Here is a 23,964-nt window from a genome sequence, read left to right on the forward strand (position 1 = left end):
TCGAGCCAGGTGTCGACGGGTGCGGAGTCGCCCGGCTCGCACTCGACCCGCCCGGTCATCCGGGTCGCGCCGAGCTCGGCCAGACGCTCGTCGAGGCGCCGGCCGTGTCCGCAGAAGTCGTCGTAGCCGGGGTCGCCGAAGGCCAGCACCGCGAACCGGGTCTCCGGCAGCGGCGGGGCGTCGGGGCCCTCGATCGCGGACCAGAACGCGGCGCCGTTGTCCGGGGCGTCGCCGTCGCCGAACGTGCTGGTCACCGCGAGCAGGGTCGGTACCGACGGCAGCCGGGCCGGGTCGAGGTCGTCCATCCCGACCAGCTCGACCGCGTGCCCGGCATCGCGCAGCCGCGCGGCGACCTCGTGGGCGTGCTCCTCGGCGTTGCCGGTCTGCGAGGCCCAGGCCAGGACGACCTGCTCGGCAACGGACGCGTCGGCCACCGCCGCGTCGGCCACCGCCGTGGCGCCGCCCGCGTGGCTCGCCCGCCCGGCGAGCATGCCGTCCACCCAGGCGCGGTGCGCGGGCGCGAACGGGGCGCCCGGCGGGAGCACCGACACGCCGGGGGTGGCGTCGGCGCCCAGTGACCAGAGGAAGCCGCGCAGGTAGCCGGCCTCGGTGTCGCTGAAGGCCGGCGGCCCCAGTGATCCGCCCAGCCCGAGCGCCGCCGCCAGCGGGCTCCCGCTCGCGGCCGGCGCGGGTGCGTCGGGTGCGTCGGGTGTTTCGGGCGCCGCGCCCACCCGGGTGAGCGTCACCGCGCAGATCTTGAACTCGGGCTGGAACGACGCCGGGTCGACCGCGTCGTTGGTCACCGCGTTGATCGCCAGGTACTCGCCGAACGCGTCGTTCCAGTGGAACGGGGCGAAGCAGCTCCCGGGCTGCACCCGGTCGGTCACCGAGGCCGGAAGCACCGCCCGGCCGCGGCGGGAGGCGACCTCGACCCGGTCGCCCTCGGCGATCCCGAGCCGCCGCGCGTCGTCCGGGTGGATCTCCACGAACGGCCCCGGGTGCAGTTTCGCCAGCTTGGCGACCTTGCCGGTCTTGGTCAGGGTGTGCCAGTGGTGCTGCAGCCGCCCGGTGTTGAGCACGAACGGGTAGCCCTCGTCGGGCATCTCGGCGGCCGGCATGTGCGGGCGCGCGAAGAACACGGCCCGCCCGCTCGGTGTCGCGAACGTCGGCCCGTCGGGGCCGGCGTAGCGGATCGGGTTGCGGCCGTCGGCGCTGTCGTCGCCGGGCGCGGTCGGCCACTGCACCGGCGTCTCGCGCAGCCGCGCGTAGCTGGCGCCGCGCAGGTCGTAGCCGGTGGCGGGGTTGGCGAAGCCGCGGATCTCGTCGAAGACCTCCTCCGCGCAGGTGTAGGTGAACGCGTCGGCGTAGCCCATCTCGCAGGCGACCCGGGCGATGATCTGCCAGTCCGGCAGCGCCTCACCGACCGGGTCGACGGCCTGCTCGGTCAGCGTCAGCGTGCGCTCGGAGCTGATCGTGACCTGGGTGGACTCGGCCCACAGCGCGGCGGGGAGCAGGACGTCGGCGTAGGCGGTGGTCTCGGTGTCGGTGAACGCGTCCTGGACGATCACCAGCTCGCAGGCCTCGAGCCCGTCCAGGACGGTGCGGCGGTTCGCGACCGAGGCGACCGGGTTCGTGCAGATGATCCAGCAGGCCTTGATCTCGCCGCCGGCCATCCGCTCGAACATGTCCACGGTCCCGGTGCCGACCTCGGTGGACAGCCGGCCCTCCGGCAGGTCCCAGGCCCGCTCGACGAACGCGCGGTCGTCGGCGTCGAGCACCGAGCGCTGCCCGGGCAGGCCGGGACCCATGTAGCCCATCTCGCGCCCGCCCATGGCGTTCGGCTGCCCGGTCAGGGAGAACGGGCCGCTGCCGGTGCGGCAGATCGTGCCGGTGGCCAGGTGCAGGTTGCAGATCGCGTTGGTGTTCCAGGTGCCGTGCGTGCTCTGGTTGAGCCCCATCGTCCAGCAGGTCGTGAACTCGCCCGCGGTGCCGATCCACTCCGCGGCCCGGCGCAGGTCGTCCTCGGCCAGCCCGGTCAGGTCGGCGACCGTGGACGGCGGGTAGTCGGCGAGGAACTCCGGCATCGCGTCCCAGCCGTCGGTGTGCGCGGCGACGAACTCGGCGTCGACGTGCCCGTTCTGCACCACCAGGGCGAGCAGCCCGTTGAGCAGGGCGAGGTCGGTGCCGGGCCGGATCGGCAGGTACAGGTCGGCCTTCTCGGCGGTCGCGGTGCGCCGCGGGTCGACGACGATCAGCTTCGCGCCCGCCCTGACCCGCTGCATCATCCGCAGGAACAGGATCGGGTGGCAGTCGGCCATGTTCGAGCCGATCACCAGGAACACGTCGGCGTGGTCGAGGTCGTCGTAGGAGCCGGGCGGGCCGTCCGCGCCGAGCGACTGCTTGTAGCCGGTGCCGGCACCGGCCATGCACAGCCGTGAGTTGGACTCGATCCCGTTCGTCCCGACGAAGCCCTTGGCCAGCTTGTTCGCCAGGTACTGGGCCTCCAGCGACATCTGCCCGGACACGTAGAACGCCAGCGCGTCCGGCCCGTGGGTGTCCACGACCGCGCGCAGCCGGTGCGCGGTCTCGGTGATCGTCTCGTCGACACGTCGGGGCTCCGGCTCGGCGCCGCGCTCGCGGCGGACGTGCGCGGTCTCCATCCGCCCGCCCGCGGCGAGCATGTCGGCGCTGGTCGCGCCCTTGGTGCAGAGCCGGCCGCGGTTGGCCGGGTGCTCCCGGTCGCCGGAGGCGCGCAGGACCGAACGGGTGCCGGTGCCGGGATCGGTGCCGATCTCCAGCACCATGCCGCAGCCCACTCCGCAGTACGAGCAGGCCGTCTTCACGGTCGTGCGATCCATGGGGTCGATGCAACGGGACCGGTGTTTCCGCCACGTGACGCGGCGGTCACCGGGCCCGGTCGGGCTCATCACATCGCCCGATGACGGCGGTGAGCCCGCGCCGGGCACCGGTCGGGTCACGGGGGGCCTGTCGGCGGGTTCACCGCCCGTCCCGGCGTGGTTCGATGTCGGACGTGTCGACGCCCCCGCTGACGACGAGCCTGTGGAACCTGAGCACGACGGTGGTCGGAGCCGCGGTCCGGATCGGCCAGCAGGTCCCGGCTCTGCTCGCGGAGGCGCCGCGCGCCGTCGAGGCGCTGCCCGACGTGCTCGCCGAGCTGGCCTCGCTGCCGCGGCGGGTGGCCGGGGTGAACGCCGCGCTCGCCGGGCTGGGCCCGGCGCTCGCCGACGTGCTGGGCCGCGTCACCGCACTGGCCGACGACGCCGAGGTGGTGGACCGGGTCGACCGGCTCACCACCGCCGTGATCGAGCTGGCCGGAGCCGCCGGCCCGCTGACGGAGCTGGCCGGGGCCCGCGAGGACATCGCGCGGCTGGCCGACGCCGTCGAGCCGCTGACCGAGCTCGCCCGCGCCCGGGAGGACATCGCCACCCTGGCCGGGGCGGTGCCGCCGTTGCAGGAGCTGGCCCGCGCCCGGTCCGACATCGCCGAGCTGGCGGGTGCGGTGAAGCCGCTCGCCGAGCTGGCCGGTGCCGTGCAGCCGCTCACCGAGCTGGCCGGGGCCCGCGCGCACCTGGCCGAGCTGGCCGGTGCCGTCGAGCCGCTGCGCGAGCTGGCCGGGGCGCGCGGGGACATCGCCGCGCTCGCAGGTGCGGTCGCCCCGGACGGGCCGGTGCCGCGGATCGCTGCGGCGGTCGACGACCCGACGGGCGCACCGGCCGTCGGGGCGGAGTCCCCGCGCCTGGTGACCCTCGACGTCAGCCTGGCCCGGGCGGCCGACCAGCTCGCGACCGTCGCCCCGGACCTGCGTTCGGTCGCGGCCCGGATCGACGCGCTGGACCGCCAGATCGGCGTCCTCGCCGACGCCCTCGCGCCGTTGCAGGGCACGACCGAGCGGATCGGCCGTATCGTCGACCGTTTCCCGGACCGGTCCCGCAGGGGCCTGACCACCTGATCTTCGCGGAGCGGCCGGCGTGCCCGGACCGACCGCCGCAGGTCACGCGCATGACCGACCCGGCCGGGGGTAACCCGACGCGGTGAGCACGCACCGGACGACGCCCGCCACACCGATCCCGTACAGCGACGACGTCGAGCAGACCCAGCCCGACGAGGCCGAGCACATCGCGCGCTGCATCGACGCGATGCACCGCACCAACGAGATGACGTTCGACCAGCACCGCCACGGCTACCGGGCCACCCACGCCAAGAGCCACGGCATCCTGCGCGGGACGCTCGAGATCCACGACGACCTGCCGCCCGAGCTGGCCCAGGGCCTGTTCGCGACACCCGGCACGCATCCCGTCGTGGTGCGGATCGCCACCGAGACCGGCCAGCTCGACGACGACCGGGCCGCCAACGCACGCGGTTTCGCGCTGAAGATCCTCGACGTGCCCGGCGAGAAGATGCACCCGCGTGCACCCGACATCCCGGTGCAGGACTTCCTGTTCAACACTCTGCCGGTACTGCCGCCGGGGACCGCGAAGAAGTTCATGGAGCTCGCCGAGATCCGGGAGCGGTACTTCCACGACCTGACCGGAATGGATGAGGCCGTCGGGCAACGCGACGACGCCGAGGAGCTGACCGCGTTCGGGCGCCTGGCGAACATCCATCCGCTGGCGCACGCCTACTACACCCAGGCCGCGTTCCGGTACGGCGACCACGTCGCCAAGCTCGCGGTGTACCCCGGCACAGCGGAGCAGGAGGCCCTGTCCGAGCGCTCGGTCACCGACGCCGACCCGGACCACGTCCTGCGTGACCTGCTGGCGAGCTGGGCGACCGACCGGGAGACCGTGTTCGACGTCCGGGTACAGCTGCGCACGAACGCCGACACGATGCCGGTCGAGGACGCGGCCGTGTACTGGCCGGAGGACGAGAGCCCGTACCGCAGCGTCGCCACGGTCCGGCTGCCCCCTCAGGACGCCTACTCCCCGGCCCGGCGGGTGTTCGCCGACGACCGGCTGGCGTTCCGGCCGTGGAACGGGCTGCCCGCGCACCGGCCGCTCGGGTCTATCAACCGGCTGCGCCGCCGCGCCTACGAGGTGATGGGGCAGCAGCGTTTCACGCTCAACGCGACCACCGGCACCGAGATGACGGCGGTCGACGAGCTGCCGGAGTAGACGGCCGTACAGATGGACGGACGTATGAGAAGGCCCCGCCGGAACCGGCGGGGCCTTCTCGTCACGGATGGGGGGTCAGACGGGCTTCGCCCACCACAGCTCCCACGCGATCCCGTCCGGGTCGAAGACCGAGACGAACTCGGCGTAGCCGGCGTCGCGTACGGGGGAGTGCTCGACGCCCAGCTCGTCGAAGCGGGCCGCCCACGCGTCGAGATCGGCCCGGTCTGAGACGTGCATCGCGATGTGGTCCAGACCCGTGCGCGACGGGTCGAAAAGGTCCCCCGACCGCAAGTGCGGCTCGTGGATCCCGAGCACGAACCCGCTGTCCGGATGCTTCATCAGCTGCCGCGGGTGGCCCGCCTCGGGCGGACCCTCCTTGGGCTCACCGGAGCGCTCGAAGCCGAGTGCCCGCTCGTAGAAGGAGATGCTCGTCGTCATGTCGCGCACGACGATCGCCACGTGCGCGACGGCCGAGAAGCTCACCATCACTGGATCCAGATCGTCTTCGCGTTGACGAACGACTGCGGTCCGAAGTCGGCCAGCTCGCGGCCGTAGCCGGAGTTCTTCGCCCCGCCGAAGGGCACCTCGGCCGTCGACTCGGTGAACTTGTTGATGTACATCATCCCGGTCTCGACCTCGTTGACGAAGCGCTCCTTCTCCGCGTCGTCGGTGGTCCACGCGCTGCCGCCGAGGCCGAACGGGGAGTCGTTCGCGATCCGGATCGCGTCGTCGACACCGGTGGCGCGGAAGATCATCGCGACCGGGCCGAACAGCTCCTCGCGGTAGGCGGGGGCGCTCTCCGGGATGTCGGTCAGCACCGACGGCGGGTAGTAGTAACCCGGCCCGCCGAGCGGCTCGCCGCCGGTGAGCAGCCGGGCGCCCGCCGCGACGCTGTCCCGGACCTGCTGGTCGAGGTCCTCGACGCCCTGGGCCTGCGACATCGGGCCGACGTCGGTGCCGTCGTCCATCGGGTCGCCGACCGTCAGCGCCTCCATCTTCGCGACCATCTTCTCGGTGAACGCGTCGGCGACGTCGGCGTGCACGATGAAGCGCTTCGCGTTGATGCAGGACTGGCCGTTGTTCAGCAGACGCGACGTGACGGCCTGCTCGACCGTGACGTCGAGGTCGGCGGAGGGCATCACGATGAACGGGTCGCTGCCGCCGAGCTCGAGCACGCTGGCCTTGACGTTCTTCCCGGCCCGGGCACCGACCTCGCGCCCGGCCGGCTCGCTGCCGGTCAGGGTGACGGCGCGGACGCGGTCGTCGTCGATGATCGCCTCGATCTTCGACGACCCGACGAGCAGCGTCTGGAACGCACCGTCGGGCAGGCCCGCGCGGCGGAGCACGTCGGAGATCGCGAGCGCGACCTGCGGGACGTTCGACGCATGCTTGAGCAGCCCGACGTTGCCCGCCATCAGCGCCGGGGCGGCGAAGCGGAAGACCTGCCAGTACGGGAAGTTCCACGGCATGACCGCCAGCACCGGGCCGAGCGGCTGGTAGCGGGTGAAGACCCGGGCCCCCTCGGGTGCACTCGCCGGCGACCACGGCACGTCGGCCAGGGCGCGCTCGGCGTTGTCGGCGTACCAGCGCAGCCCGTACGCGGACTTCGACACCTCCGCCTTCGCCGCCGCGAACGTCTTGCCCATCTCCAGGGTCGCGAGCCGGGCGAGGTCGTCGACCTCGGCGTCGAGGATGTCCGCCGCCGCGCGCAGCCAGCCGGAGCGCTGGGCGAACGTGGTGTCGCGGTAGGTCCCGAACGCCTCGTGCGCGCGTTGCAGGGCCTGCTCGACCTGGTCGTCGGTGAGCTCGTCGAACTCCCGGACGACCTCTCCGGTCGCCGGGTTCGTCGTTGCGATAGCCATGCCCGTCGGTTACCCGCTCCAAGCAGGTGGACACGTGCCGCGCGAACGGCGCGGACACTCAGTCGGCGAGGCGGAAGGCCAGCTCGGTGACCCAGGCGTCGATGGGCACCTCCATCGGGTGGGTGTGGAACGCCTCCAGCCGGCATCCCCAGCGGTCCCCGTCGGGCCCGCGTTCCACGTCCCAGTGGTGACCGTGCTCCCCGGCCCAGGCGAGCAGGCCGTCGGTGACCGCGATCAGCTCGTCCGGATGGCCGGTGTGGGTCAGCGTCGCGTAGCGGCCGCCCGGGAGGACGCCCGTGTGCCACTGCTCGTCGTCGGGAGCGGGCCCGGCCACCGGCACACCGGCCTCCACGGTCAGGCTCCGGTCCATGTCGATCACCAGGTAGCGGAGGAAGGGTGCGCCGGCAGGGGCGATGCCGACCTCGGTGAGCCGGCCGATCAGGAGCGGGAGCCGGTCGGCGATCTCGCCCATCGTCGTCATGGTGACCGTGCGGGTGACCCCGACGTAGGGCTGCTCGGGGCGGTCGACGACCTGGGGTGCCGGAAATGTCTGCATGACGTTCCGACCGTGGCGGGAGCTGGGAGTCAACGGCGTCCGACCGGTCGTGAACCGGGCAAGATCGATCTGTGTGGGAACTTCCCGGCCACCGGTGGCCACGATCGTCCCACAAGAATCGATCATGAATCGGTGACGCGCTCGGTGCCGACGTCGGTGGGCGACCAGGCGTGCCCGGCCCGCAGCGCGGCGAGCCCGGGCCAGACCACGCTCATCAGCTGCGCGGCGAGGTCGTCCGGGGTGCCGGTGCCGCCGTCGAAGTACCAGTCGGCGAGGCCCTCCGCTGCGCCGACGAGCGTCGAGGCCACCGGCATCGCCGCGGCCGGGTCGACCGAGGAGTCGGCCAGCAGCTCCGCGACGCGGGTGACGATCCGGCTGCGCGCGGAGAACACCTCGCCGGCGAACGTCCCGGCGCGGGCCTGGCGGTAGAGCACCATCCAGCCCTCGCGGTGGGTGGTGACCGTGGTGAAGAACGCCCGCAGCCCGCGGTACAGCCGGGTCTCCGGATCCGGGCTGCCGATGCCGCCGGACACCGAGGTCAGCAGGCGCTCCGCCTCGCGCCGGATGCAGCGGGCGAACAGCTCCTCCTTCGACCCGCCGCCGTGGGTGTAGACCATCGGCTTCGAGACGCCCGCCTCGTCGGCGACGGCGTCCATCGACGCGTCGTGGAAGCCGCTGCGGGCGAACACCCGGGCCGCGGCGTCGAGCACCTGGCGCTCCCGCTGTTCAGGAGGGAGTCGCCGGCGGGTGGACATGTCTTGCACTCTATCTACTGATGCGTAAAGTAGCGAGAAGATCGAGACGGTACCGCCGGTACCGGATACCCCCCACGGTGAGGTGGATGCCGCGATGGCCGACACGGTCGACGTCAACGAGCTGGGTCGCAGCGTCGACCCGAAGTCGCTGTCCGACGAGCAGCTGATCCGGACACTGACCGTCGCGCTGCGCGACGGGGACCCGGCCGACGTCGACCCGTCGCTGTTCGCGCGGCTGGTGAAGAGCGCGTCGAAGTCGCAGCTGTCCACCGTCATGTCCTCGACCGTGCGCCGGGACGTGCTGGAGGCGATCTTCGGCCGGATGAGCGAGTTCTACTCGTCGAAGGGTGCGAGCGGGAAACGCCAGGTCGTGCACTGGCACATCAAGGACGGCAAGGACCTCGACAGCTTCCAGACCGTGCTGGCCGACGGCACCTGCACCGTCACCCACGGCACCGACGAGGACTACCGCACCGCGCTGACCATGCCGGGCACCGAGTTCCTCAAGGTCGTCACGAACAACGCCAGCCCGGTCACGCTGTTCATGACGCGCAAGCTCAAGGTCGAGGGCGACGTCGGGTTCGCGACCGCCCTGCAGAAGATGTTCACGATCCCATCCGCCTGACGAGAAAGGCCTCTCGATGTTCTCCTTCGAACTGTCCGAGGAGCACCGTGACCTGCGGGAATGGGTGCACGGTTTCGCCGCCGACGTGGTCCGGCCGGCCGCCGCCGAGTGGGACGAGCGGGAGGAGACCCCGTGGCCGATCCTGCAGGAGGCCGCGAAGATCGAGCTCTACAGCTTCGAGACGCTGGCCTCGTTCTGGGGTGACGAGTCCGGGCTGTCGATGCCGCTGGTGAACGAGGAGCTGTTCTGGGGCGACGGCGGCATCGGGATGGCCATCTTCGGCACGACGCTGGCGGTGGCCGGCATCTTCGCCTCCGGCACGCCGGAGCAGATGGTCGAGTTCATCCCGCAGTGCTACGGCGACGCCGCGGACCCGAAGGTCGGCGCGTTCTGCAGCTCGGAGCCCGAGTCCGGCTCCGACGTCGGGGCGATGCGCACCCGCGCCGTCTACGACGAGGCCAGGGACCAGTGGACGCTGACCGGGCAGAAGGCCTGGGCGACCAACGGCGGCATCGCGAACCTGCACGTGGTGCAGGCGGTCGTGGACCCGGAGCTGGGCACCAAGGGCCAGGCCGCGTTCGTCGTCCCCCACGGGACGCCCGGCCTGGAGTCCACCCGCAAGATCAAGAAGATGGGGCTGCGCGCCTCGCACACCGCCGACGTGTTCCTCGACGACGTCGTCGTGCCCGGCAGCTGCCTGCTCGGCGGCAAGGAGAAGCTCGACGAGCGCCTGGCCCGGGCCCGTTCCGGGGAGCGGTCGAAGGGCTCGGCCGCGATGCAGACGTTCGAGCTGTCCCGACCGACGGTCGGCGCGCAGGCGATCGGCATCGCCCGCGCCGCCTACGAGTACGCGCTGGACTACGCCAAGGAGCGCACCACGTTCGGCCGCCCGATCATCGACAACCAGTCGATCGCTTTCACCCTGGCCGATATGAAGACCGAGATCGACGCGGCCCGGCTGCTGGTCTGGCGGGCGGCCTGGATGGGGCGCAACAACGTCGCGTTCGAAGCCGGCGAGGGCTCGATGTCGAAGCTCAAGGCGGGCCGGGTCGCGGTGTGGTCGACCGAGCGGGCGATCCAGATCCTGGGTGGTGCCGGCTACTCCCGCGAGCACCCGGTGGAGCGGATGCACCGCGACTCGAAGATCTACGACATCTTCGAGGGCACCGAGCAGATCCAGCAGCTGGTGATCGCCCGCGCGATCTCCGGGCGGCACATCGCCTGATCGGTCCTGCGGCGTGGCTCCGACCGGCCGTACCGGTCGGGGCGCGGTGTGCCGTCCGCCGAGTCGGGCCCACCGCCCACCCTCGGTGATCGTCGTGTCGTACCCGTCCGGGTGACCGGCATGTCAGGGTCACGGCGTTCGACCCGGCAGGCGACGGTTCGGTGATCCGTCCGGGCTGTCCGTTCCCGACGTGAGCTCCCCCTCGACGTCGGCGCCGCCGGGTGCCCCCGCGAACGAGAGTCGAGGACGCATGGACCGCAGACGGTTCCTGACCATCGGTGCACTGACGGTGGCGGCAGGCCTGGTGACCCGCGAGGTGGCCACGGCCGCCGAGGAGGGCCCGCTGGCCCTGATCTACCGCGGCGGGCCGGTGACCACCGAGGGCTCACCGGAGACGCTGGAGTCGTTGCTGCGCGCGTCACCGCTGAAGTTCCGGACGGCGTTCGTCGGCCCGGACGACGGCGAGCTCTCGGAGTCTGCGCTGTCCGGCGCCGCGGTCTACGTGCAGCCCGGTGGCGGCACCGTCGACGAGGCGTGGCCGACGATGGAGCAGCACAGCGCCGTGGTGCAGAGGTTCGTGGAGGCGGGAGGGGCCTACCTCGGCTTCTGCCTGGGTGCCTACCTGGCCGGCCCCGACAGGGGTTTCGGCCTCCTCGAGGGTTCGGCGGTCCCCTACGTCGGTACCGAGGGCGCCACCGTCGACGACGGCTCCGAGACCACAGTGACCGTGAACTGGCGGGGCGCGGAACGGCAGCTGTACTTCCAGGACGGCGCGGCGTTCCGGCTGCCGGCGAACAGCAGGGCCGACGTGCTGGCCCGCTACACGAACGGCCTCCCCGCGGCGCTGGTGCAGAAGGCCGGCAAGGGCCGCATCGGCCTGGTCGGCACCCACCCCGAGGCGAACGAGCACTGGGTCTCCGGCGACGGCTTCGTCGACAACCGCGACCTGGCCCAGGACCTGGTGTCGACGACCTACGCGCCCTGAGAACCGGACGCGCCGAGCACGGCCTGGGTCTGGGTGGTCCGGCACACGGCACGGCCCCGGTCGTCGGTGACGTCGGTCTGCACCACCACCGAGGACTGGCCGCGGTGCAGGACGGTGGCGGTGGCCGTCAGCGTCCCCGAGCGGGCGGCGCGGAACAGGGTCGTGTGCGACGTCGTCGTGGCCGTCGTCGCGCCGGCCGGGAGCCCGAGGAACGCGCACAGCGCGCCGGTCGAGTCGGCCAGGGTCATCAGGGCGCCGCCGTGCATCGTGCCGCCCGCGGTGCACAGGTCCGGCTGCCACTGCAGGTGCGCGACGACCGTCTCCGCGGACGCACGCGCGACGGTCATGCCCAGGCGCGCGGCGAACGGCATCGCGGCGAGAAGGGCCGCCGGACCGTCGGTGTCGGGGATCGGGTGCGGCGTTCCTGCGGGGTCCACGAGATCGATGCTGTACCGCCGGTCGCAGCCGCGCCATTACCCGTGAGGTCATCGTAGGGCGTTGTCGTCGGCCGGCCGATAAAGGGGTGGGTCGGCCGTCGTCGCGCAGCTCGGGCGTAGTTGTCGTCAGTAGGTCGATAAGAAGAGCGGCCCGTCCGTAACCCCGACCTCGCAAGATCGTTTCACCGGATGACGGCGGTGGCGGGGGAGAGGCGGGACGACGATGTCCGTGCGCAGGGTGGCGACAGTGCTGGCGACGACGGTGGCGTGCGTGCTCGCCGTGGCGGGGACCGGCGCGGTGGCCCACGCCGACGAGTCCGGTCCGGAGCTGAGCGTCCCGGCCGCCGAGCTCGAGGAGAGCCTGACCTGTCACGGCGACCTCGCCTCGGGCGACCGTGCACCGGTGCTGCTGGTCCCCGGAACGACGCTCACCCCGGACGTCAACTTCGACTGGAACTACGGGCCGGCCTTCGCCGCCCGCGGCCAGGCGTACTGCTGGGTGGAGCTCCCCGGCAACGCGATGGCCGACATACGTCGTGAACGCGATCCGCACGATGCACGCCGACGCCGGGCGCAAGATCGACATCGTCGGGTTCAGCCAGGGCGGCATGGTGCCGCGCTGGGCGCTGAAGTACTGGCCCGACACCCGGGACGCGGTTCGCGACTACGTCGGCATCGACCCGTCCAACCACGGCACGCTCGACGCGTACCCGATCTGCGCGCCCGGCTGCGCGCCCGCGATCCGGCAGCAGCAGACCGGCTCGAACTTCCTCACCGCGCTCAACGACGGCCCGGAGACGTTCGCCGGGATCGACTACACGGTCGTCTACACCGTGACCGACGAGGTCGTGTTCCCGAACCTGCCGCCGGCGCCGAGCTCCGAGCTGCGCGGCGGCGACGGGGCGACCTCGAACATCGCGGTGCAGCAGATCTGCCCGGTGCACGTGGCCGAGCACCTCTCGATGGGCTCCATCGACCCGGTCGGCTACGCCGTCGTCACCGACGCCCTCGACCACGACGGCCCGGCCGACGCCGCGCGGATCGACCGCGGTGTGTGCGCGGCGCCGCTGATGCCGGGCGTCGACCCGGTCGCGCTCCCGGCGAACGAGGTCCGCTACAACGGCCAGGTCGCGACGACGCTGGCCACCTACCCGCGCGAGCTCGCCGAGCCGGAGCTGCGCGACTACGCCCGGAACTGACCGCAGCGGCCGATCTTGTGGGCCGACCGGCGCCCACGGGCGGTCCGGGGCCAGGATGGGAGGGCCGGGCGATCACAGCGCGTCCGGCCCGGGTCCGCCGGCGCGGCCCGGTTCCGTGCTGCGAGGAGGACCCTGTCGTGCCGAGCCTGACGTTCCGTGGTCGGACCTGGACCCGGGATCGAGCCATGGTGATGGCGATCGTGAACCGGACGCCGGACTCGTTCTACGACCACGGCGCGACGTTCGCCGAGCAGGCCGCGCGCGATGCCGTCACCGCCGCCGTCCGCGACGGCGCCGACGTGATCGACATCGGGGGCGTCCCGGCCAGTCCGGGCTCCGAGGTCACCGAGCAGGACGAGATCGACCGGGTGGTGCCCACCGTCGAGTGGGTGCGGGCGCAGTTCCCGGACGTCGTGATCAGCGTGGACACGTTCCGCGCCGGGCCCGCCGACGCCGTCTGTGCGGCCGGCGCGGACCTGGTCAACGACAACTGGGCGGCGGCCGACCCGGGCATCCTGGACGTCGCCGCGCGCTACGGCGCCGGTTACGTCAGCGCGCACACCGACAACGTCGCCCCGCGCACCGAGCCGCACCGCCCCCGCTACGACGACGTCGTCGCCTCGGTCCTGGAGCAGACCACCGCCCTGGCCGGCAGGGCCGTCGCCGCAGGCGTCCCGCGCGACGGGATCATGATCGACCCGGCCATCGACTTCTCGAAGAACACGCTGCACAGCCTGGCCGTGCTGCGCGAGATGGACCGGATGGTCGCGACCGGCTGGCCGGTGCTGCTGGCGATGTCGAACAAGACCGTGGTCGGGGAGTCGCTGGACGCGCCGCTGGGTGAGCGGGTCGTCGGCACCCTCGCCGCGACGGCGCTGGCCGCCGACCGGGGCGTCGCGATGGTGCGCGCGCACCAGATCGCGGCCACCCGTCAGACCCTGGAGATGGTGGCCACCGTGCGCGGCGAGCGGAACCCGTCCCGAGCGGTGAGACTGCTCGCGTGATCCACCAGATCTGGCCGTCGGGCGATGCCGGGCCGCTGACTCCGGATCAGCTCGAGGAGCTCTACCGGTACCCCGACGACCGCACCCGCCTGGTCGTGAACTTCGTGTCCAGCGCGGACGGCGCGGTGACCGTCCACGGCACCGCCGCGGGTCTGGGCACGCCGCCGGACCGGGAGGTGCTCGACCTGGGCACCGATCTCGCCGACGTCGTGCTCGTCGGGGCCGGCACCGCGATCGCCGAGGGGTTCACCGGCGTGAAGCCGGACGAGCGGGCCGCCCGGCGCCGGGCGAGGTCGGGTCTGCGCGAGGTCGCGGTCACGGCCGTCGTCACCGCGTCCGGCCGGTCCCTGCCCGTCGACGCCCCGGTACTCACCGACACGCTCGTCCCGACGATCGTGTTCACCTGCGGGTCGGCACCGGCCGACGTGCGCGAGGGGTGGTCCGCCGCCGGCGCCGAGGTCGTCTGCCTGGGCGACGGCGAGGTGGACCTGAGAGCCGTGGTCGCCGAGCTGGCGCGGCGGGGGCTGCACCGGATCAACTGCATGGGCGGGCCGACACTGTTCGGCAGCCTGGCCGAGGCCGGCCTGGTCGACGAGCTCCGGCTGACCCTCGCGCCGTTCCTGGTCTCCGGTCAGGCCGGCCGGATCGCCCACGGGGTGGGGATGGACCCAGCCCGCCTCGAGCTGGTCTCCGCGATCACCGGCGACGACACGCTGCTGATGCGCTACCGGGTCCGAGACCCCTCGTCCACCTGACGACAACACAGTACGAGCTGGAGGAACGCACCGATGTCCGACACCGACCGCCCGATCCTGCAGGTGATCGTCGGGAGTACCCGCCCGGGCCGGGCGGGCCTGCCGGTCGGTCGGTGGATCTGCGGGAGGGCACGCGAGCACGGCGGCTTCGACGTCGAGCTCGTCGACCTGGCCGAGGTCGGGCTCCCGCTGTTCGACGAGCCGCACCACCCGCGCCTGAAGCGCTACACCCACGAGCACACGCGGCGCTGGAGCGCGACGGTCGACCGCGCCGACGCGTTCGTGTTCGTCGTGCCCGAGTACAACCACAGCATCAACGCCGCGACGAAGAACGCGATCGACCACCTGAACTCCGAGTGGGCGCACAAGCCGGCCGGGCTGGTCAGCTACGGCGGCGTCGCCGGTGGCACCCGCGCGGTGACGGCGCTGGAGCCGGTCCTGAACGCACTGCGGATGACGCCGCTGCCGGGAGTGATCGTCCCGTTCGTGGCGCAGTTCGTGCACGGCGAGGGCGACGAGCGCACGTTCGAGCCGAACGACGAGATCGCCGCCGGCGCGAAGGCGATGCTCGACGAGCTGGCCCGGGTCGCACCGGCGCTGCGGAGCCTGCGCGCCGGCTGAGCACTCTCTCGCCGGTCACCGGAGGTGACCGGCGGGTCACCGGACTCAGTGGCCGCCCCGGCCCGGTCGTGCTGCAAGATGCAGGGGTGCCTCTGCCCTCGAACACGCTGACCGACGGCGTGGTCGTGATCAGCCCCCTGCGGTGGCAGGACATCGAGCCGCACCTGGCCGGTGAGGACGCCGAGCTGGTCCGGTGGCTGCACGGCGGCGCCGGTACCCGGGCCACAGTGCAGGCGCACGTGCGGCGCTCGATCGAACGGTGGGTCGCCGACGGGCCGAAGCTCAGCTTCGGGATCCGGCTCGACCGGGGCGCGACGCTGGCCGGGACGATCGACGCCGACCACGACCCGCAGCCCGGCTCGCGGCGGGCGAACCTCGCCTACGGGATCTACCCGCAGTTCCGCCGGCGCGGCCTGGCCACGCGGGCGGTGCTGCTGGCGTCGCGGTACCTGTCCGAGCGCGGTGACATCGACCGGATCTGCATCGACGTCGACCCCGCCAACACGGCGTCCTCGCGGGTGGCGCTGCGGGCCGGGTTCCGGTTCCTCACCCACGTCTCCGACGACGAGGACGACTTCGACCGCTACGAGCTCGTCGTCCGCACCCCGCCGGGCGCGGCCCCCGGGTTCGGGCCGCGCCGGTACCCGCCGCGCCCCGGCTTCGACTGACGGGCGGGACCCGGCCGGCGGTCCGGACTCAGCTGACGGTCGGGACCTCGATGTACATCATGCCCGGGATCTCGAGCGCGGGAAGGTCGTCGAACAGCACGTCGGAGGTGGGTGCGGACTCCGTGGACGGCGCCTCGGTGGACGTCGCTGCGGGGGACGGGGCCTCGAGGGCGCCGAAGTCCGTCGTGACGTCGTTGCCGACGTCGGCCGGGAGGCTGTCGGTCAGCTGGGAGGTCTCGGGGGCCTCGGGAGCGCTCGGCGCGTCGGGCAGCTCTGCGGCGGAGGCCTGGGCGACGAAGCCCGCCCCCAGCACGGCGACGCCGGCACCGGCCAGCGACAGGCGGAGAGCGTTCCTGGCGATCGAGTCCATGCGAACAGCCTTTCGGGTACAGACGTATGTGGGGAGCGAGCAGGGGCGGACCCCTGGTGGCGCAACGAGAGCCGCCGAACCCGGTTTCGCTCCGACGCCACCGGTCACCGATCTTCACTCGTTAGGGTGAGTATCTCGGGCGTCGCCGCCAGTACCACCCGTTGGGGTCACCCAAGGTCGCCGAGCGGGCCGGTCGCGCGCGCATGATGGAGCGGTGAGCGTGTCCTCGACCAGGGTTGCGGCCGTGCGCGGCACGGCGTCCGCGGCAGCGGTCACCGGCACGGTCGCGGGAGCGGCACTCGGGATCGGCTGGCACTACTCGTCGGTCCTGATCGACCCGCGGTCACGGTCGGGTTTCCCGGAACGGGTGCTGTCCACCACGGACGGGTCGGTGGCGCTCGCGCGGAGCCGGCTGTGTGCTCAGCCGGGGGTCTGGGGACTGCGTTGGGACAGCGGTCCGGGCCGGGACGGCGGCCTGGCGGTGCTCGGCCCGGTGCTGGAGCAGGGCCGGGGCCGCGTGGTGCGGGAACACCTGGGAGGCCCACGGCCGCCCGTCGGCCCCGCCGTGATCGACGCCGGGCCGTTCGACCCCGACCCCGCCGCACGCGGCCCGGCCTTCGCCGAGGTCGTCATCGACACGCCGCTGGGCCCGGCGCCGGCCTGGGACGTCCCGCCGGCGCGGGGGCGAGAGTTCGGGGCGACCTGGGCGATCCACGTGCACGGTCGCGGGGGCTCCCGCCGGGAGGCGTTACGGGTCCTGCCCGCGCTGCACGACCTCGGCCTGCACCAGCTCGTGATCAGCTACCGGAACGACGGCACCGCCCCGGACGGGCCGGACGGGCGTTCGCACCTGGGCGACACCGAGTGGGAGGACCTCGACGCCGCGGTCGGGCACGCCCTGGAGCGCGGCGCGGAGGAGATCGTGCTGGTCGGGTGGTCCATGGGTGCCGCGGTGAGCGGGGCGTTCCTGGACCGGTCGCCGCGGGCGGCCCACGTCGCGGCCGTCGTCTGGGACGCGCCGCTGCTCGACTGGCGCGCGACCCTGCGCCGGCAGGCGGCCAACCGCTACCTGCCCCCGCCGCTGGCCGGGGTGGCCTCGCGGTTGACCACCCGCCGGATCGGGATCGACTTCGACCGGTTCGACCTGGCCCGGCGGCCTCCGGCCGTCCGGCCGCCGACGATGGTCGTGCACAGCGACGCCGACTCGGCCGTGCCGGTCTCGGTCAGCCGCGGGTTCGTCGCCGCGGCGCCGGGCCTGGGCTGGCCGGTGCGCTACCTGGAGGTCGCCGGCGTCGAGCACACCGGGAGCTGGAACGCCGACCCGCAGGTCTACGAGGACGCGGTCACCGGGTTCCTGCGGGACACGCTCGGGGCCGGGTAGGGGCTTCAGCTGTCGGACCCGGTCGGGCTCTTGCCGACCGGCTTGCCGAACAGCGCGTCCTCGGTGGGGGCCGTCGTCGCGGGCGGCGTGCCCGGGTCGAGGACCTGCTGCTCCCGGCGCAGCACCAGCGACCAGCCCCACGCCGACAGCGCCGTCAGCACGGCGAGGGCGAGCAACCACGGCCAGCGGCGGGTGACCGGGGACGGGTCGATGGCCCGGGCCAGCGAGGTCCGGGCGTCGTCCAGGGTCTCCGAGGCGTTCGCGGTGACCGACGAGACCACGGTGGACGCGAGGATCGAGGCGGCCTCGCCCAGGTCCCCGACGGCCGTGCCGGCGTCGTTCCGGGCCCGTTTCCATGTACGGCTGGTGTTCATGGTGCGACCTGCTTCCCGCGTGGACGTCCGTGTGCTGGCACGATGGTATCCGTGACCGAACCAGGAAACGCGAAGACGACCGCCACCCTGCGCACCTCGGAGGGGGACATCCGGATCAGCCTGTTCCCGGACCACGCACCGAAGACGGTTGCGAACTTCGTCGGCCTCGCGGACGGGTCCAAGGACTACACCGGCCCGAACGCCAGCGGCGGCGACTCCGGCCCGTTCTACGACAGCTCGATCTTCCACCGTGTGATCAGCGGATTCATGATCCAGGGTGGGGACCCGACCGGCACCGGGCGCGGTGGCCCCGGCTACCAGTTCGGCGACGAGTTCCACCCCGACCTCAAGTTCGACCGCCCCTACCTGCTCGCGATGGCGAACGCCGGGCCCGGCACCAACGGCTCGCAGTTCTTCATCACCCTCGGCCCGACTCCGCACCTGAACCGCAAGCACACGATCTTCGGTGAGGTCGCCGACGCCGAGTCGCGCGCCGTCGTGGACGCGATCGGGCAGACGACCACCGGTCAGGCCGACCGCCCGCTGACCGACATGGTCATCCAGCACATCGATATCGAGCAGAACTGAGCGTGACACGACGGGCCGCGGTACCGGGGTCCCGGCGATGACCGGCCCCGCCGGTCCGCCGGGCCCGGTGCCGCCCGGCCCGTACCCGCCCCCGGACGCCGGCGCGACAGCCTGTGCCCGGCACCCCGACCGCCCGACCCGGCTGCAGTGCACCCGGTGCGGGCGCCCGGCGTGCCCGGACTGCCTGCGCGAGGCGTCGGTCGGCTACCACTGCGTGGACTGCGTCTCCGAGGCCACGCGCTCGGCCCCGCGTTGGCGGACCGTCGCCGGCGCGAGCCGGGTCGGCAAGCCGGTGATGGTCCCGATCCTGATCGCGATCAACGTGGCGATCTTCGCGCTCACCGTCGCCGCGGCCGGGAGCGTCTCGGACAACTACGACTCGGAGCTCTTCGCGCGGACCTGGCTGGTGCCCGCGCTCGTCGCCGACGGCGAGTGGTGGCGACTGCTGACGGCGGGGTTCCTGCACTTCGGGCTGCTACACCTGGCCTTCAACATGTTCGCGATGTGGGTGATCGGTCGCGAGGTCGAGACCGTGCTGGGCCGCTGGCGGCTGCTCGCGGTGTACCTCGTGTCGCTGCTCGGTGGATCCGCCGCGGTGATGCTGTTCTCGGGCGCCGGCACCGCGGTCGCGGGTGCCTCGGGCGCCGTGTTCGGCCTGATGGGCGCGCTGGCCGTGCTGCTCTACCGGCTGAAGATGCCGGCCGGGCAGGCGATCGGGCTGATCGTGATCAACATCGTGATCAGCCTGGTGATCCCCGGCATCTCGCTGACCGCGCACCTGGGCGGGCTGGTGGTCGGCGCCGCGACGACCGCGGCGCTGGTCTACCTGCCGAACCGGCAACGACCGGCCGTGCAGGCCGCGGCCGTCGCCGGGATCGCCGTGGTCGTCCTGCTCGCGATCGGCGCCAGCCTGGCCTTGTGACGGCCTTTGCCCCTGTGACGGCCCCTGATGCGGTGACCGTCCCGGCGAGGTGACCGTCCCGGCGAGGTGACAGCCCCGGCGCTGTGACGGCCCGGCTCGGGCATCTGTCGGCGTCCCGAAGGGCCCCTTCGCTCACCGGGAGGTCCCGAGAGGACCCCTCGAGACCCTCCGGGACGTGCGTGGGGCTCTCGGGATCAGCGCGGGGGCCGGTAGGTCTCCAGTACCTCGGCGACCTCCTCCGGGTCCTCGCCCAGCTCCAGGCGGCCGAGGATGACCAGGCGCTCCCCGCCGTCCGGCTCGCGCAGCTCGAGCTCCAGCAGCGACGACTCGCGTCCGAAGCGGCGCTGGCGCAGTACGCGCACGTTCTCCACCTGACGCCACCCGACGTCGAGGGTCCAGCTGAGCCGGCGCACGACGAGCCCGTCCGGGCCGGCGGCCAGCCGCGGGCGTGCTCTCGTCCCGGACACCGCGGCCGACCCGAGACCGGCCGCGGCGACGGCGGCGATCAGCTGCCCCGGCCGGTCGGCGCCGGTCAGGAACAGCAGGACCAGCCAGGCCGCGGCGGCGGCCGCGAGGACCCACGCCATCGCGACCAGGCCGGCAGGCGTGGACCAGGAGACGGCCGAATGTTGATCACTCATCGTGACCGCCGAAGTTGTCCACAGGCTTCATCCACAGTGGGGATGACTTACAAACTTGTGTTTCCGCAGCTCAACGCCACCGCATGGTCATCAGGAGGCCGATTACGATGAGTGAGAACCCGATCAGGAAGTTCATGTTCCCCAGAGCGAGCATGAACGGGATCGAGGGCCCGGCCAGGTAGTTGACGACCAGCCAGGCCAGTCCCAGGATCCACATCGCGACCATGACGGCGATGTAGGCCGGGTGGGTGGGACCGGCCACCTTCACCGGGGTGCGGCTGGACGGCGGCGTGTACGCGGCCTGCTTGCGGACCTTGGACTTCGGCATGGGTGGACCTCATCGGTGCGGGGTCGTGTACGGCGCGCTCCCGGCAGGCGATCGGCCGGACCCGGGCCCATCGTGGGCCGGGTGCGCCTCCGCCGGGGAGCTTCCCCGCCACCGTAGCGCGGATGAGACGCGGGATGGGCCCGTGACGCCGTGCGCCGGCGGGTGAGAGCTCGCGTGTGCCGCGCACGACGTGAGGGGCACGCCACGCCGACGCCCGCACCGACCCGCCCGCGCAGCACCCGACTCCCCGGGACGGCCACGGCGCGGTGCTCGTCGAGTGCCACGAGGTGGTCGGTCGCCCCGCCGGAACGTGACGCTCGACCCGCCGGGTCGGCTTTCGGGCGGGCGGGAGCGTTCCGGAGGACCGACCGGCCCGGACGCTCAGACGCCGGCGACGAGCTCCTCGACCTCGGCCGTGAGCGCGTCCACGGTCGTCTGCGGGACGGCGTGCCCGGCACCGGCCAGCCAGGACGCCAGCAGGCGGTGCCCGCCCTGGGTCAGCACCGACTCGGGGTGGAACTGAACGCCCTCGATCGGCAGGTCCCGGTGCCGCACGGCCATGATCAGGCCGGACTCGGTCCGGCCGGTGACCTGCAGCTCCGGCGGCAGCGAGTCCGGGGCGATGGTGAGCGAGTGGTAGCGGGTGGCGACGAACGGCGAGGGCAGCCCGCGCAGCACCCCGACGCCCTCGTGGTGCACCAGCGACGTCTTGCCGTGCAGCAGCTCCGGCGCCCGCTCGACGACACCGCCCCAGGCCGTGGCCAGCGCCTGGTGGCCGAGGCAGACCCCGAGCAGCGGGAGCCCGCGGTCGGCCGCGGCGCGGATCACCTCGACGCTGCGCCCGGCGCGTTCCGGGGTGCCCGGGCCAGGGCTGACGAGCACCCCGCCGTAGCCGTCGAGTGCAGACGGGTCGACCTCGTCGTTGCGCAGCACCTCGGGTTCCACGCCGAGCTGGGCGAGGTACTGGACCAGGTTGTAGACGAAGCTGTCGTAGTTGTCGACGACCAGTACCCGCACGTGGGAACCCTTCCTGTGTCGCTCGTTCGTCAGTTGTCGAACGGGAAACCGCTGCCGGAGCCGGTGTCCCCGGTCCCGGTCCCGGGGTCCCCGGTGCCGCTGTCGCCGGTGCCCCCGGTCCCGTCGCCGCTCCCGCTGCCGCTGTCGCCGCTGCTGGTACCGACGACGAGAAGGACCTCGTTGTTGTCCGAGGCCTGCGACCCGCCGGTCGGCGTCTGGCGGATCACCTTGCCGTTCTGCGAGCTGTCCGAGGTGCTCTCGGGCTGGATCCGCGGCGACAGGCCGGCCGCCCGGAGCTGGTTGACCGCGCTGCCCACATCCTGCCCGGTGACGTCCGGGATCTGCTTCTGGTTCCCGCGGCTGATCTCGATGGTGACCGTGCTGTTCTTCGACACCCGGGTGCCCGCCGACGGACTGGTCCCGACGACCGAACCGGCGGTCCCGCCGCCGTCGACCTCGCTGGTGGTGACCGAGGTGAAGCCTGCTCCCCGCAGCGTGGACTGGGCCTGGGCAGCGCTCTGGCCGCTCACGTCCGGCACCGCGACGGTGGTCTGCTCCTTGCCGACCACGACGGCGACGGCGCCGTTGCCGGCAATGCTCTCGCCCGGCCCGGGGGTGGACGAGATGATCTTGCCGACCTGGCTGGAGTCGGAGGTCTCCCGCTCGGACTGCGCACCGAGCTGCAGCCCCGCCTGTTGCAGGAGCGGGCGTGCCTCGTCGACGGTCTTGCCGGTCAGCGCCGGCACCGTGGCGTTCGCCGGGCCGGTGCCGACGAACAACGTCACCGTGCTGTTCTCGGCGACCGCGTTGCCGCCGCCGGGCTCGGTCCGGTTCACCTTGCCGACCTGGGAGACGTCGGAGGGCTCGTTCTTGATGTCGACCAGCAGCCTGGCGGCGGTGATCGCCGCGCGGGCCTGGTCCGGGTTCTGGCCCAGGACGTCCGGGACGGTCACGGTCGCCGGCGCGGAGGTGGTGAACATCTGGTAGCCGACGAAGCCGATCAGGCCGAGCACGGCCAGTACCGCGACCCAGATGCCGACCTTCCTGCCGCGACCGCGGCGTGGCTCGTCGTCGTAGGCGTCCGGGTGCCCCGGGGGCATCGTGTGCCGGCCGGTCGCGGGGCCTGCGCCGCCGGCGTAGACCCGGCGGGTCGGGACGGCGGCCGTGGCGTCCGCGTCGAGCAGGCTGGTGCGCTCGTCCTCGCTCATCACCATCGGGGCCAGCACCGGCTCGCCGTTGCGCACCCGCACCAGGTCCGCGCGCATCTCGGCGGAGGACTGGTAGCGGTTGGCCGGGTTCTTGCTCAGCGCCTTGAGCACGATCGCGTCCAGCGCGGGCGGGATCGAGGGGTTGAGCTGCGACGGGGCCTTGGGGTCCTCCCGCACATGCTGGTAGGCGACCGCGACCGGGGTGTCCCCGGTGAACGGCGGGTCGCCGGTGAGCAGCTCGAACAGCACGCAGCCGGCCGCGTAGACGTCCGAGCGGGCGTCCACGGCCTCGCCGCGGGCCTGCTCCGGGGACAGGTACTGCGCGGTGCCGATCACCGCGGCGGTCTGGGTGACGTTCTGGCCCTCGCCCAGGGCCCGGGCGATGCCGAAGTCCATCACCTTCACCGCGCCGGCAGTGCTGATCATGATGTTCGCCGGCTTGACGTCGCGGTGGATGATCCCGTTGCGGTGGCTGAAGTCCAGCGCGGCGCAGACGTCGGCCATCACCTCGACGACCCGCTGCTGGCTCAGCGGCCCGGAGGTCTTGACGATCTCACGCAGCGTCTGCCCGTCGACGTACTCCATGACGATGTAGGGCAGCGGGCCGAACTCGCTCGCGATCTCGCCGGTGTCGTACACGGCGACGATCGCCGGATGGTTCAGCGACGCGGAGTTCTGCGCCTCCCGGCGGAAGCGGAGCTGGAACTGGGGGTCGCGGGCGAGGTCGGCACGCAGCACCTTGACCGCGACGTCCCGGGACAGCCGGGTGTCGAGACCGTGGTGCACCTCGGCCATGCCGCCGTAGCCGAGCGTGCCGCCCAGCTCGTATCGCTCGGACAGCAGGCGGGGTGTCGTCATCTGTTCAGGTTCCCGGGGTTGGAGGCGTACTCATCATGCCGGTCGGAACGTGCGGTCATGGCTCTTCGGCGCACCCGTCTGCGCCGGGGCGCCGCCTGCGTGGGCTCACCGGACCGCGACCCCCACGCGGTCCGCGACCGACGGCACCGTCGGTGCCGTCGGTCCCGTGAGGTCGGCCTTCCACCCGGCCACGGTACCGGGCGTGCCGGCGAGGTACCCGCTCGTGAGCCCCGCGATCGACGTCCCGCGCAGGATCAGCACGGCCAGGAGCACGGCCGCGATGGTGAGGATCACGAAGAGCGCGGCCAGCAGGGCACGGCTGCGCCCGGACCGGCGCGGCGCGACGTCCAGCGGCCCGGACGGGTGCTCGGTGCCGCGGGCCTGCTCGGCCGCGCGGACCTGTCCGGACGCGTCCCTGCCGGGCTCGTCGCGGAGCCCGCCGTGCGGCGGGCG

The 23,964-nt window shown here is 72.9% G+C and carries 25 protein-coding genes and 1 pseudogene; 13 read left to right on the plus strand and 13 right to left on the minus strand.

Annotated elements, in window-relative coordinates; translation table 11 throughout:
- On the minus strand, window positions 1-2,858 hold a 2,858-nt coding region (locus I4I78_RS11790), incomplete at its 3' end, for a molybdopterin-dependent oxidoreductase (RefSeq protein WP_218611319.1).
- Window positions 2,859-3,031: 173 nt separating this feature from the next.
- On the opposite strand from I4I78_RS11790, the gene I4I78_RS11795 reads away from it, so the two are divergent.
- Window positions 3,032-3,970: a hypothetical protein gene (locus I4I78_RS11795; RefSeq protein WP_218611320.1), complete on the plus strand. Its 939-nt coding sequence runs from the start codon at window positions 3,032-3,034 to the stop codon at window positions 3,968-3,970.
- 82 nt (window positions 3,971-4,052) lie between these two features.
- The gene (locus I4I78_RS11800; RefSeq protein WP_218611321.1) at window positions 4,053-5,132 is read left to right on the plus strand and encodes a catalase family protein; all 1,080 of its coding nucleotides are present in this window, start codon (window positions 4,053-4,055) and stop codon (window positions 5,130-5,132) included.
- 75 nt (window positions 5,133-5,207) lie between these two features.
- On the opposite strand, the gene I4I78_RS11805 is transcribed toward I4I78_RS11800, so the two are convergent.
- The 4 genes from I4I78_RS11805 to I4I78_RS11820 form a co-directional block, all read right to left on the minus strand.
- Window positions 5,208-5,618: a VOC family protein gene (locus tag I4I78_RS11805; protein ID WP_218611322.1), complete on the minus strand. Its 411-nt coding sequence runs from the start codon at window positions 5,616-5,618 to the stop codon at window positions 5,208-5,210.
- A complete protein-coding gene (locus I4I78_RS11810) occupies window positions 5,618-6,994 on the minus strand; it encodes an NAD-dependent succinate-semialdehyde dehydrogenase (RefSeq protein ID WP_218611323.1) in 1,377 nt (458 codons plus the stop codon). The genes I4I78_RS11805 and I4I78_RS11810 overlap by 1 nt, the downstream gene beginning before the upstream one ends.
- Before the next feature lie 58 nt (window positions 6,995-7,052).
- A complete protein-coding gene (locus I4I78_RS11815) occupies window positions 7,053-7,550 on the minus strand; it encodes a GyrI-like domain-containing protein (RefSeq protein WP_218611324.1) in 498 nt (165 codons plus the stop codon).
- A 122-nt stretch (window positions 7,551-7,672) separates the two neighbouring features.
- Complete coding sequence (locus tag I4I78_RS11820; RefSeq protein WP_218611325.1) at window positions 7,673-8,305, minus strand: TetR/AcrR family transcriptional regulator; 633 nt, start codon at window positions 8,303-8,305, stop codon at window positions 7,673-7,675.
- A 94-nt stretch (window positions 8,306-8,399) separates the two neighbouring features.
- Between I4I78_RS11820 and I4I78_RS11825 the strand changes: the two genes are divergently transcribed.
- The 3 genes from I4I78_RS11825 to I4I78_RS11835 all read left to right on the plus strand — a co-directional run bounded on the left by I4I78_RS11825 (window position 8,400) and on the right by I4I78_RS11835 (window position 11,140).
- A complete protein-coding gene (locus I4I78_RS11825; RefSeq protein ID WP_218611326.1) occupies window positions 8,400-8,930 on the plus strand; it encodes an SCP2 sterol-binding domain-containing protein in 531 nt (176 codons plus the stop codon).
- Between the two features lie 16 nt (window positions 8,931-8,946).
- Window positions 8,947-10,155, plus strand: a complete 1,209-nt coding sequence (locus tag I4I78_RS11830) for an acyl-CoA dehydrogenase family protein (RefSeq protein WP_218611327.1) — start codon at window positions 8,947-8,949, stop codon at window positions 10,153-10,155.
- A 250-nt stretch (window positions 10,156-10,405) separates the two neighbouring features.
- Window positions 10,406-11,140, plus strand: coding sequence for a BPL-N domain-containing protein (locus tag I4I78_RS11835; RefSeq protein WP_218611328.1), 735 nt, complete (start codon window positions 10,406-10,408; stop codon window positions 11,138-11,140).
- Here the strand turns inward: I4I78_RS11835 and I4I78_RS11840 are convergent.
- Entirely contained in the window at window positions 11,128-11,577 is a 450-nt protein-coding gene (locus I4I78_RS11840) for a PaaI family thioesterase (protein ID WP_308252042.1), read from the minus strand. The genes I4I78_RS11835 and I4I78_RS11840 overlap by 13 nt on opposite strands.
- A 536-nt stretch (window positions 11,578-12,113) precedes the next feature.
- On the opposite strand from I4I78_RS11840, the gene I4I78_RS11845 reads away from it, so the two are divergent.
- The 5 genes from I4I78_RS11845 to I4I78_RS11865 all read left to right on the plus strand — a co-directional run bounded on the left by I4I78_RS11845 (window position 12,114) and on the right by I4I78_RS11865 (window position 15,824).
- Entirely contained in the window at window positions 12,114-12,776 is a 663-nt protein-coding gene (locus tag I4I78_RS11845) for a hypothetical protein (RefSeq protein WP_308252043.1), read from the plus strand.
- A 137-nt stretch (window positions 12,777-12,913) separates the two neighbouring features.
- Complete coding sequence (gene folP / locus I4I78_RS11850; RefSeq protein ID WP_218611329.1) at window positions 12,914-13,780, plus strand: dihydropteroate synthase; 867 nt, start codon at window positions 12,914-12,916, stop codon at window positions 13,778-13,780.
- On the plus strand, window positions 13,777-14,535 hold the full coding sequence (locus tag I4I78_RS11855) for a dihydrofolate reductase family protein (protein ID WP_218611330.1): 759 nt from the start codon (window positions 13,777-13,779) through the stop codon (window positions 14,533-14,535). The genes folP and I4I78_RS11855 overlap by 4 nt, the downstream gene beginning before the upstream one ends.
- Before the next feature lie 33 nt (window positions 14,536-14,568).
- Window positions 14,569-15,156 (plus strand): NADPH-dependent FMN reductase, encoded by a 588-nt coding sequence (locus I4I78_RS11860; RefSeq protein ID WP_218611331.1) that lies wholly within the window; start codon window positions 14,569-14,571, stop codon window positions 15,154-15,156.
- Between the two features lie 86 nt (window positions 15,157-15,242).
- Window positions 15,243-15,824 carry a GNAT family N-acetyltransferase gene (locus I4I78_RS11865; protein ID WP_218611332.1) on the plus strand — a complete coding sequence of 194 codons (582 nt, stop codon included), beginning with the start codon at window positions 15,243-15,245 and terminating at the stop codon, window positions 15,822-15,824.
- Between the two features lie 28 nt (window positions 15,825-15,852).
- On the opposite strand, the gene I4I78_RS11870 is transcribed toward I4I78_RS11865, so the two are convergent.
- The gene (locus tag I4I78_RS11870) at window positions 15,853-16,194 is read right to left on the minus strand and encodes a hypothetical protein (protein ID WP_218611333.1); all 342 of its coding nucleotides are present in this window, start codon (window positions 16,192-16,194) and stop codon (window positions 15,853-15,855) included.
- Between the two features lie 214 nt (window positions 16,195-16,408).
- Here I4I78_RS11870 and I4I78_RS33800 point away from each other — a divergent pair, with 214 nt between their 5' ends.
- Window positions 16,409-17,575, plus strand: a complete 1,167-nt coding sequence (locus I4I78_RS33800; RefSeq protein ID WP_218611334.1) for a S9 family peptidase — start codon at window positions 16,409-16,411, stop codon at window positions 17,573-17,575.
- A gap of 5 nt (window positions 17,576-17,580) precedes the next feature.
- Here the strand turns inward: I4I78_RS33800 and I4I78_RS11880 are convergent, their stop codons facing one another.
- Entirely contained in the window at window positions 17,581-17,949 is a 369-nt protein-coding gene (locus I4I78_RS11880; RefSeq protein ID WP_218611335.1) for a hypothetical protein, read from the minus strand.
- A 42-nt stretch (window positions 17,950-17,991) separates the two neighbouring features.
- Here I4I78_RS11880 and I4I78_RS11885 point away from each other — a divergent pair, with 42 nt between their 5' ends.
- Complete coding sequence (locus tag I4I78_RS11885) at window positions 17,992-18,537, plus strand: peptidylprolyl isomerase (protein WP_218611336.1); 546 nt, start codon at window positions 17,992-17,994, stop codon at window positions 18,535-18,537.
- 37 nt (window positions 18,538-18,574) lie between these two features.
- On the plus strand, window positions 18,575-19,459 hold the full coding sequence (locus I4I78_RS11890) for a rhomboid family intramembrane serine protease (RefSeq protein ID WP_218611337.1): 885 nt from the start codon (window positions 18,575-18,577) through the stop codon (window positions 19,457-19,459).
- A gap of 194 nt (window positions 19,460-19,653) precedes the next feature.
- On the opposite strand, the gene I4I78_RS11895 is transcribed toward I4I78_RS11890, so the two are convergent.
- The 5 genes and pseudogenes from I4I78_RS11895 to I4I78_RS11915 form a co-directional block, all read right to left on the minus strand.
- Window positions 19,654-20,100: a PH domain-containing protein gene (locus I4I78_RS11895; RefSeq protein ID WP_218611338.1), complete on the minus strand. Its 447-nt coding sequence runs from the start codon at window positions 20,098-20,100 to the stop codon at window positions 19,654-19,656.
- Between the two features lie 70 nt (window positions 20,101-20,170).
- Complete coding sequence (gene crgA / locus I4I78_RS11900) at window positions 20,171-20,428, minus strand: cell division protein CrgA (protein WP_218611339.1); 258 nt, start codon at window positions 20,426-20,428, stop codon at window positions 20,171-20,173.
- Between the two features lie 381 nt (window positions 20,429-20,809).
- On the minus strand, window positions 20,810-21,445 hold the full coding sequence (locus I4I78_RS11905; protein ID WP_218611340.1) for an aminodeoxychorismate/anthranilate synthase component II: 636 nt from the start codon (window positions 21,443-21,445) through the stop codon (window positions 20,810-20,812).
- Between the two features lie 29 nt (window positions 21,446-21,474).
- Complete coding sequence (pknB, locus tag I4I78_RS11910) at window positions 21,475-23,511, minus strand: Stk1 family PASTA domain-containing Ser/Thr kinase (protein WP_218611341.1); 2,037 nt, start codon at window positions 23,509-23,511, stop codon at window positions 21,475-21,477.
- 105 nt (window positions 23,512-23,616) lie between these two features.
- Window positions 23,617-23,964: pseudogene (locus I4I78_RS11915) on the minus strand (hypothetical protein); the annotation flags it as partial.

Source organism: Pseudonocardia sp. KRD291, assembly GCF_019263595.1.
GTDB lineage: Bacteria > Actinomycetota > Actinomycetes > Mycobacteriales > Pseudonocardiaceae > Pseudonocardia.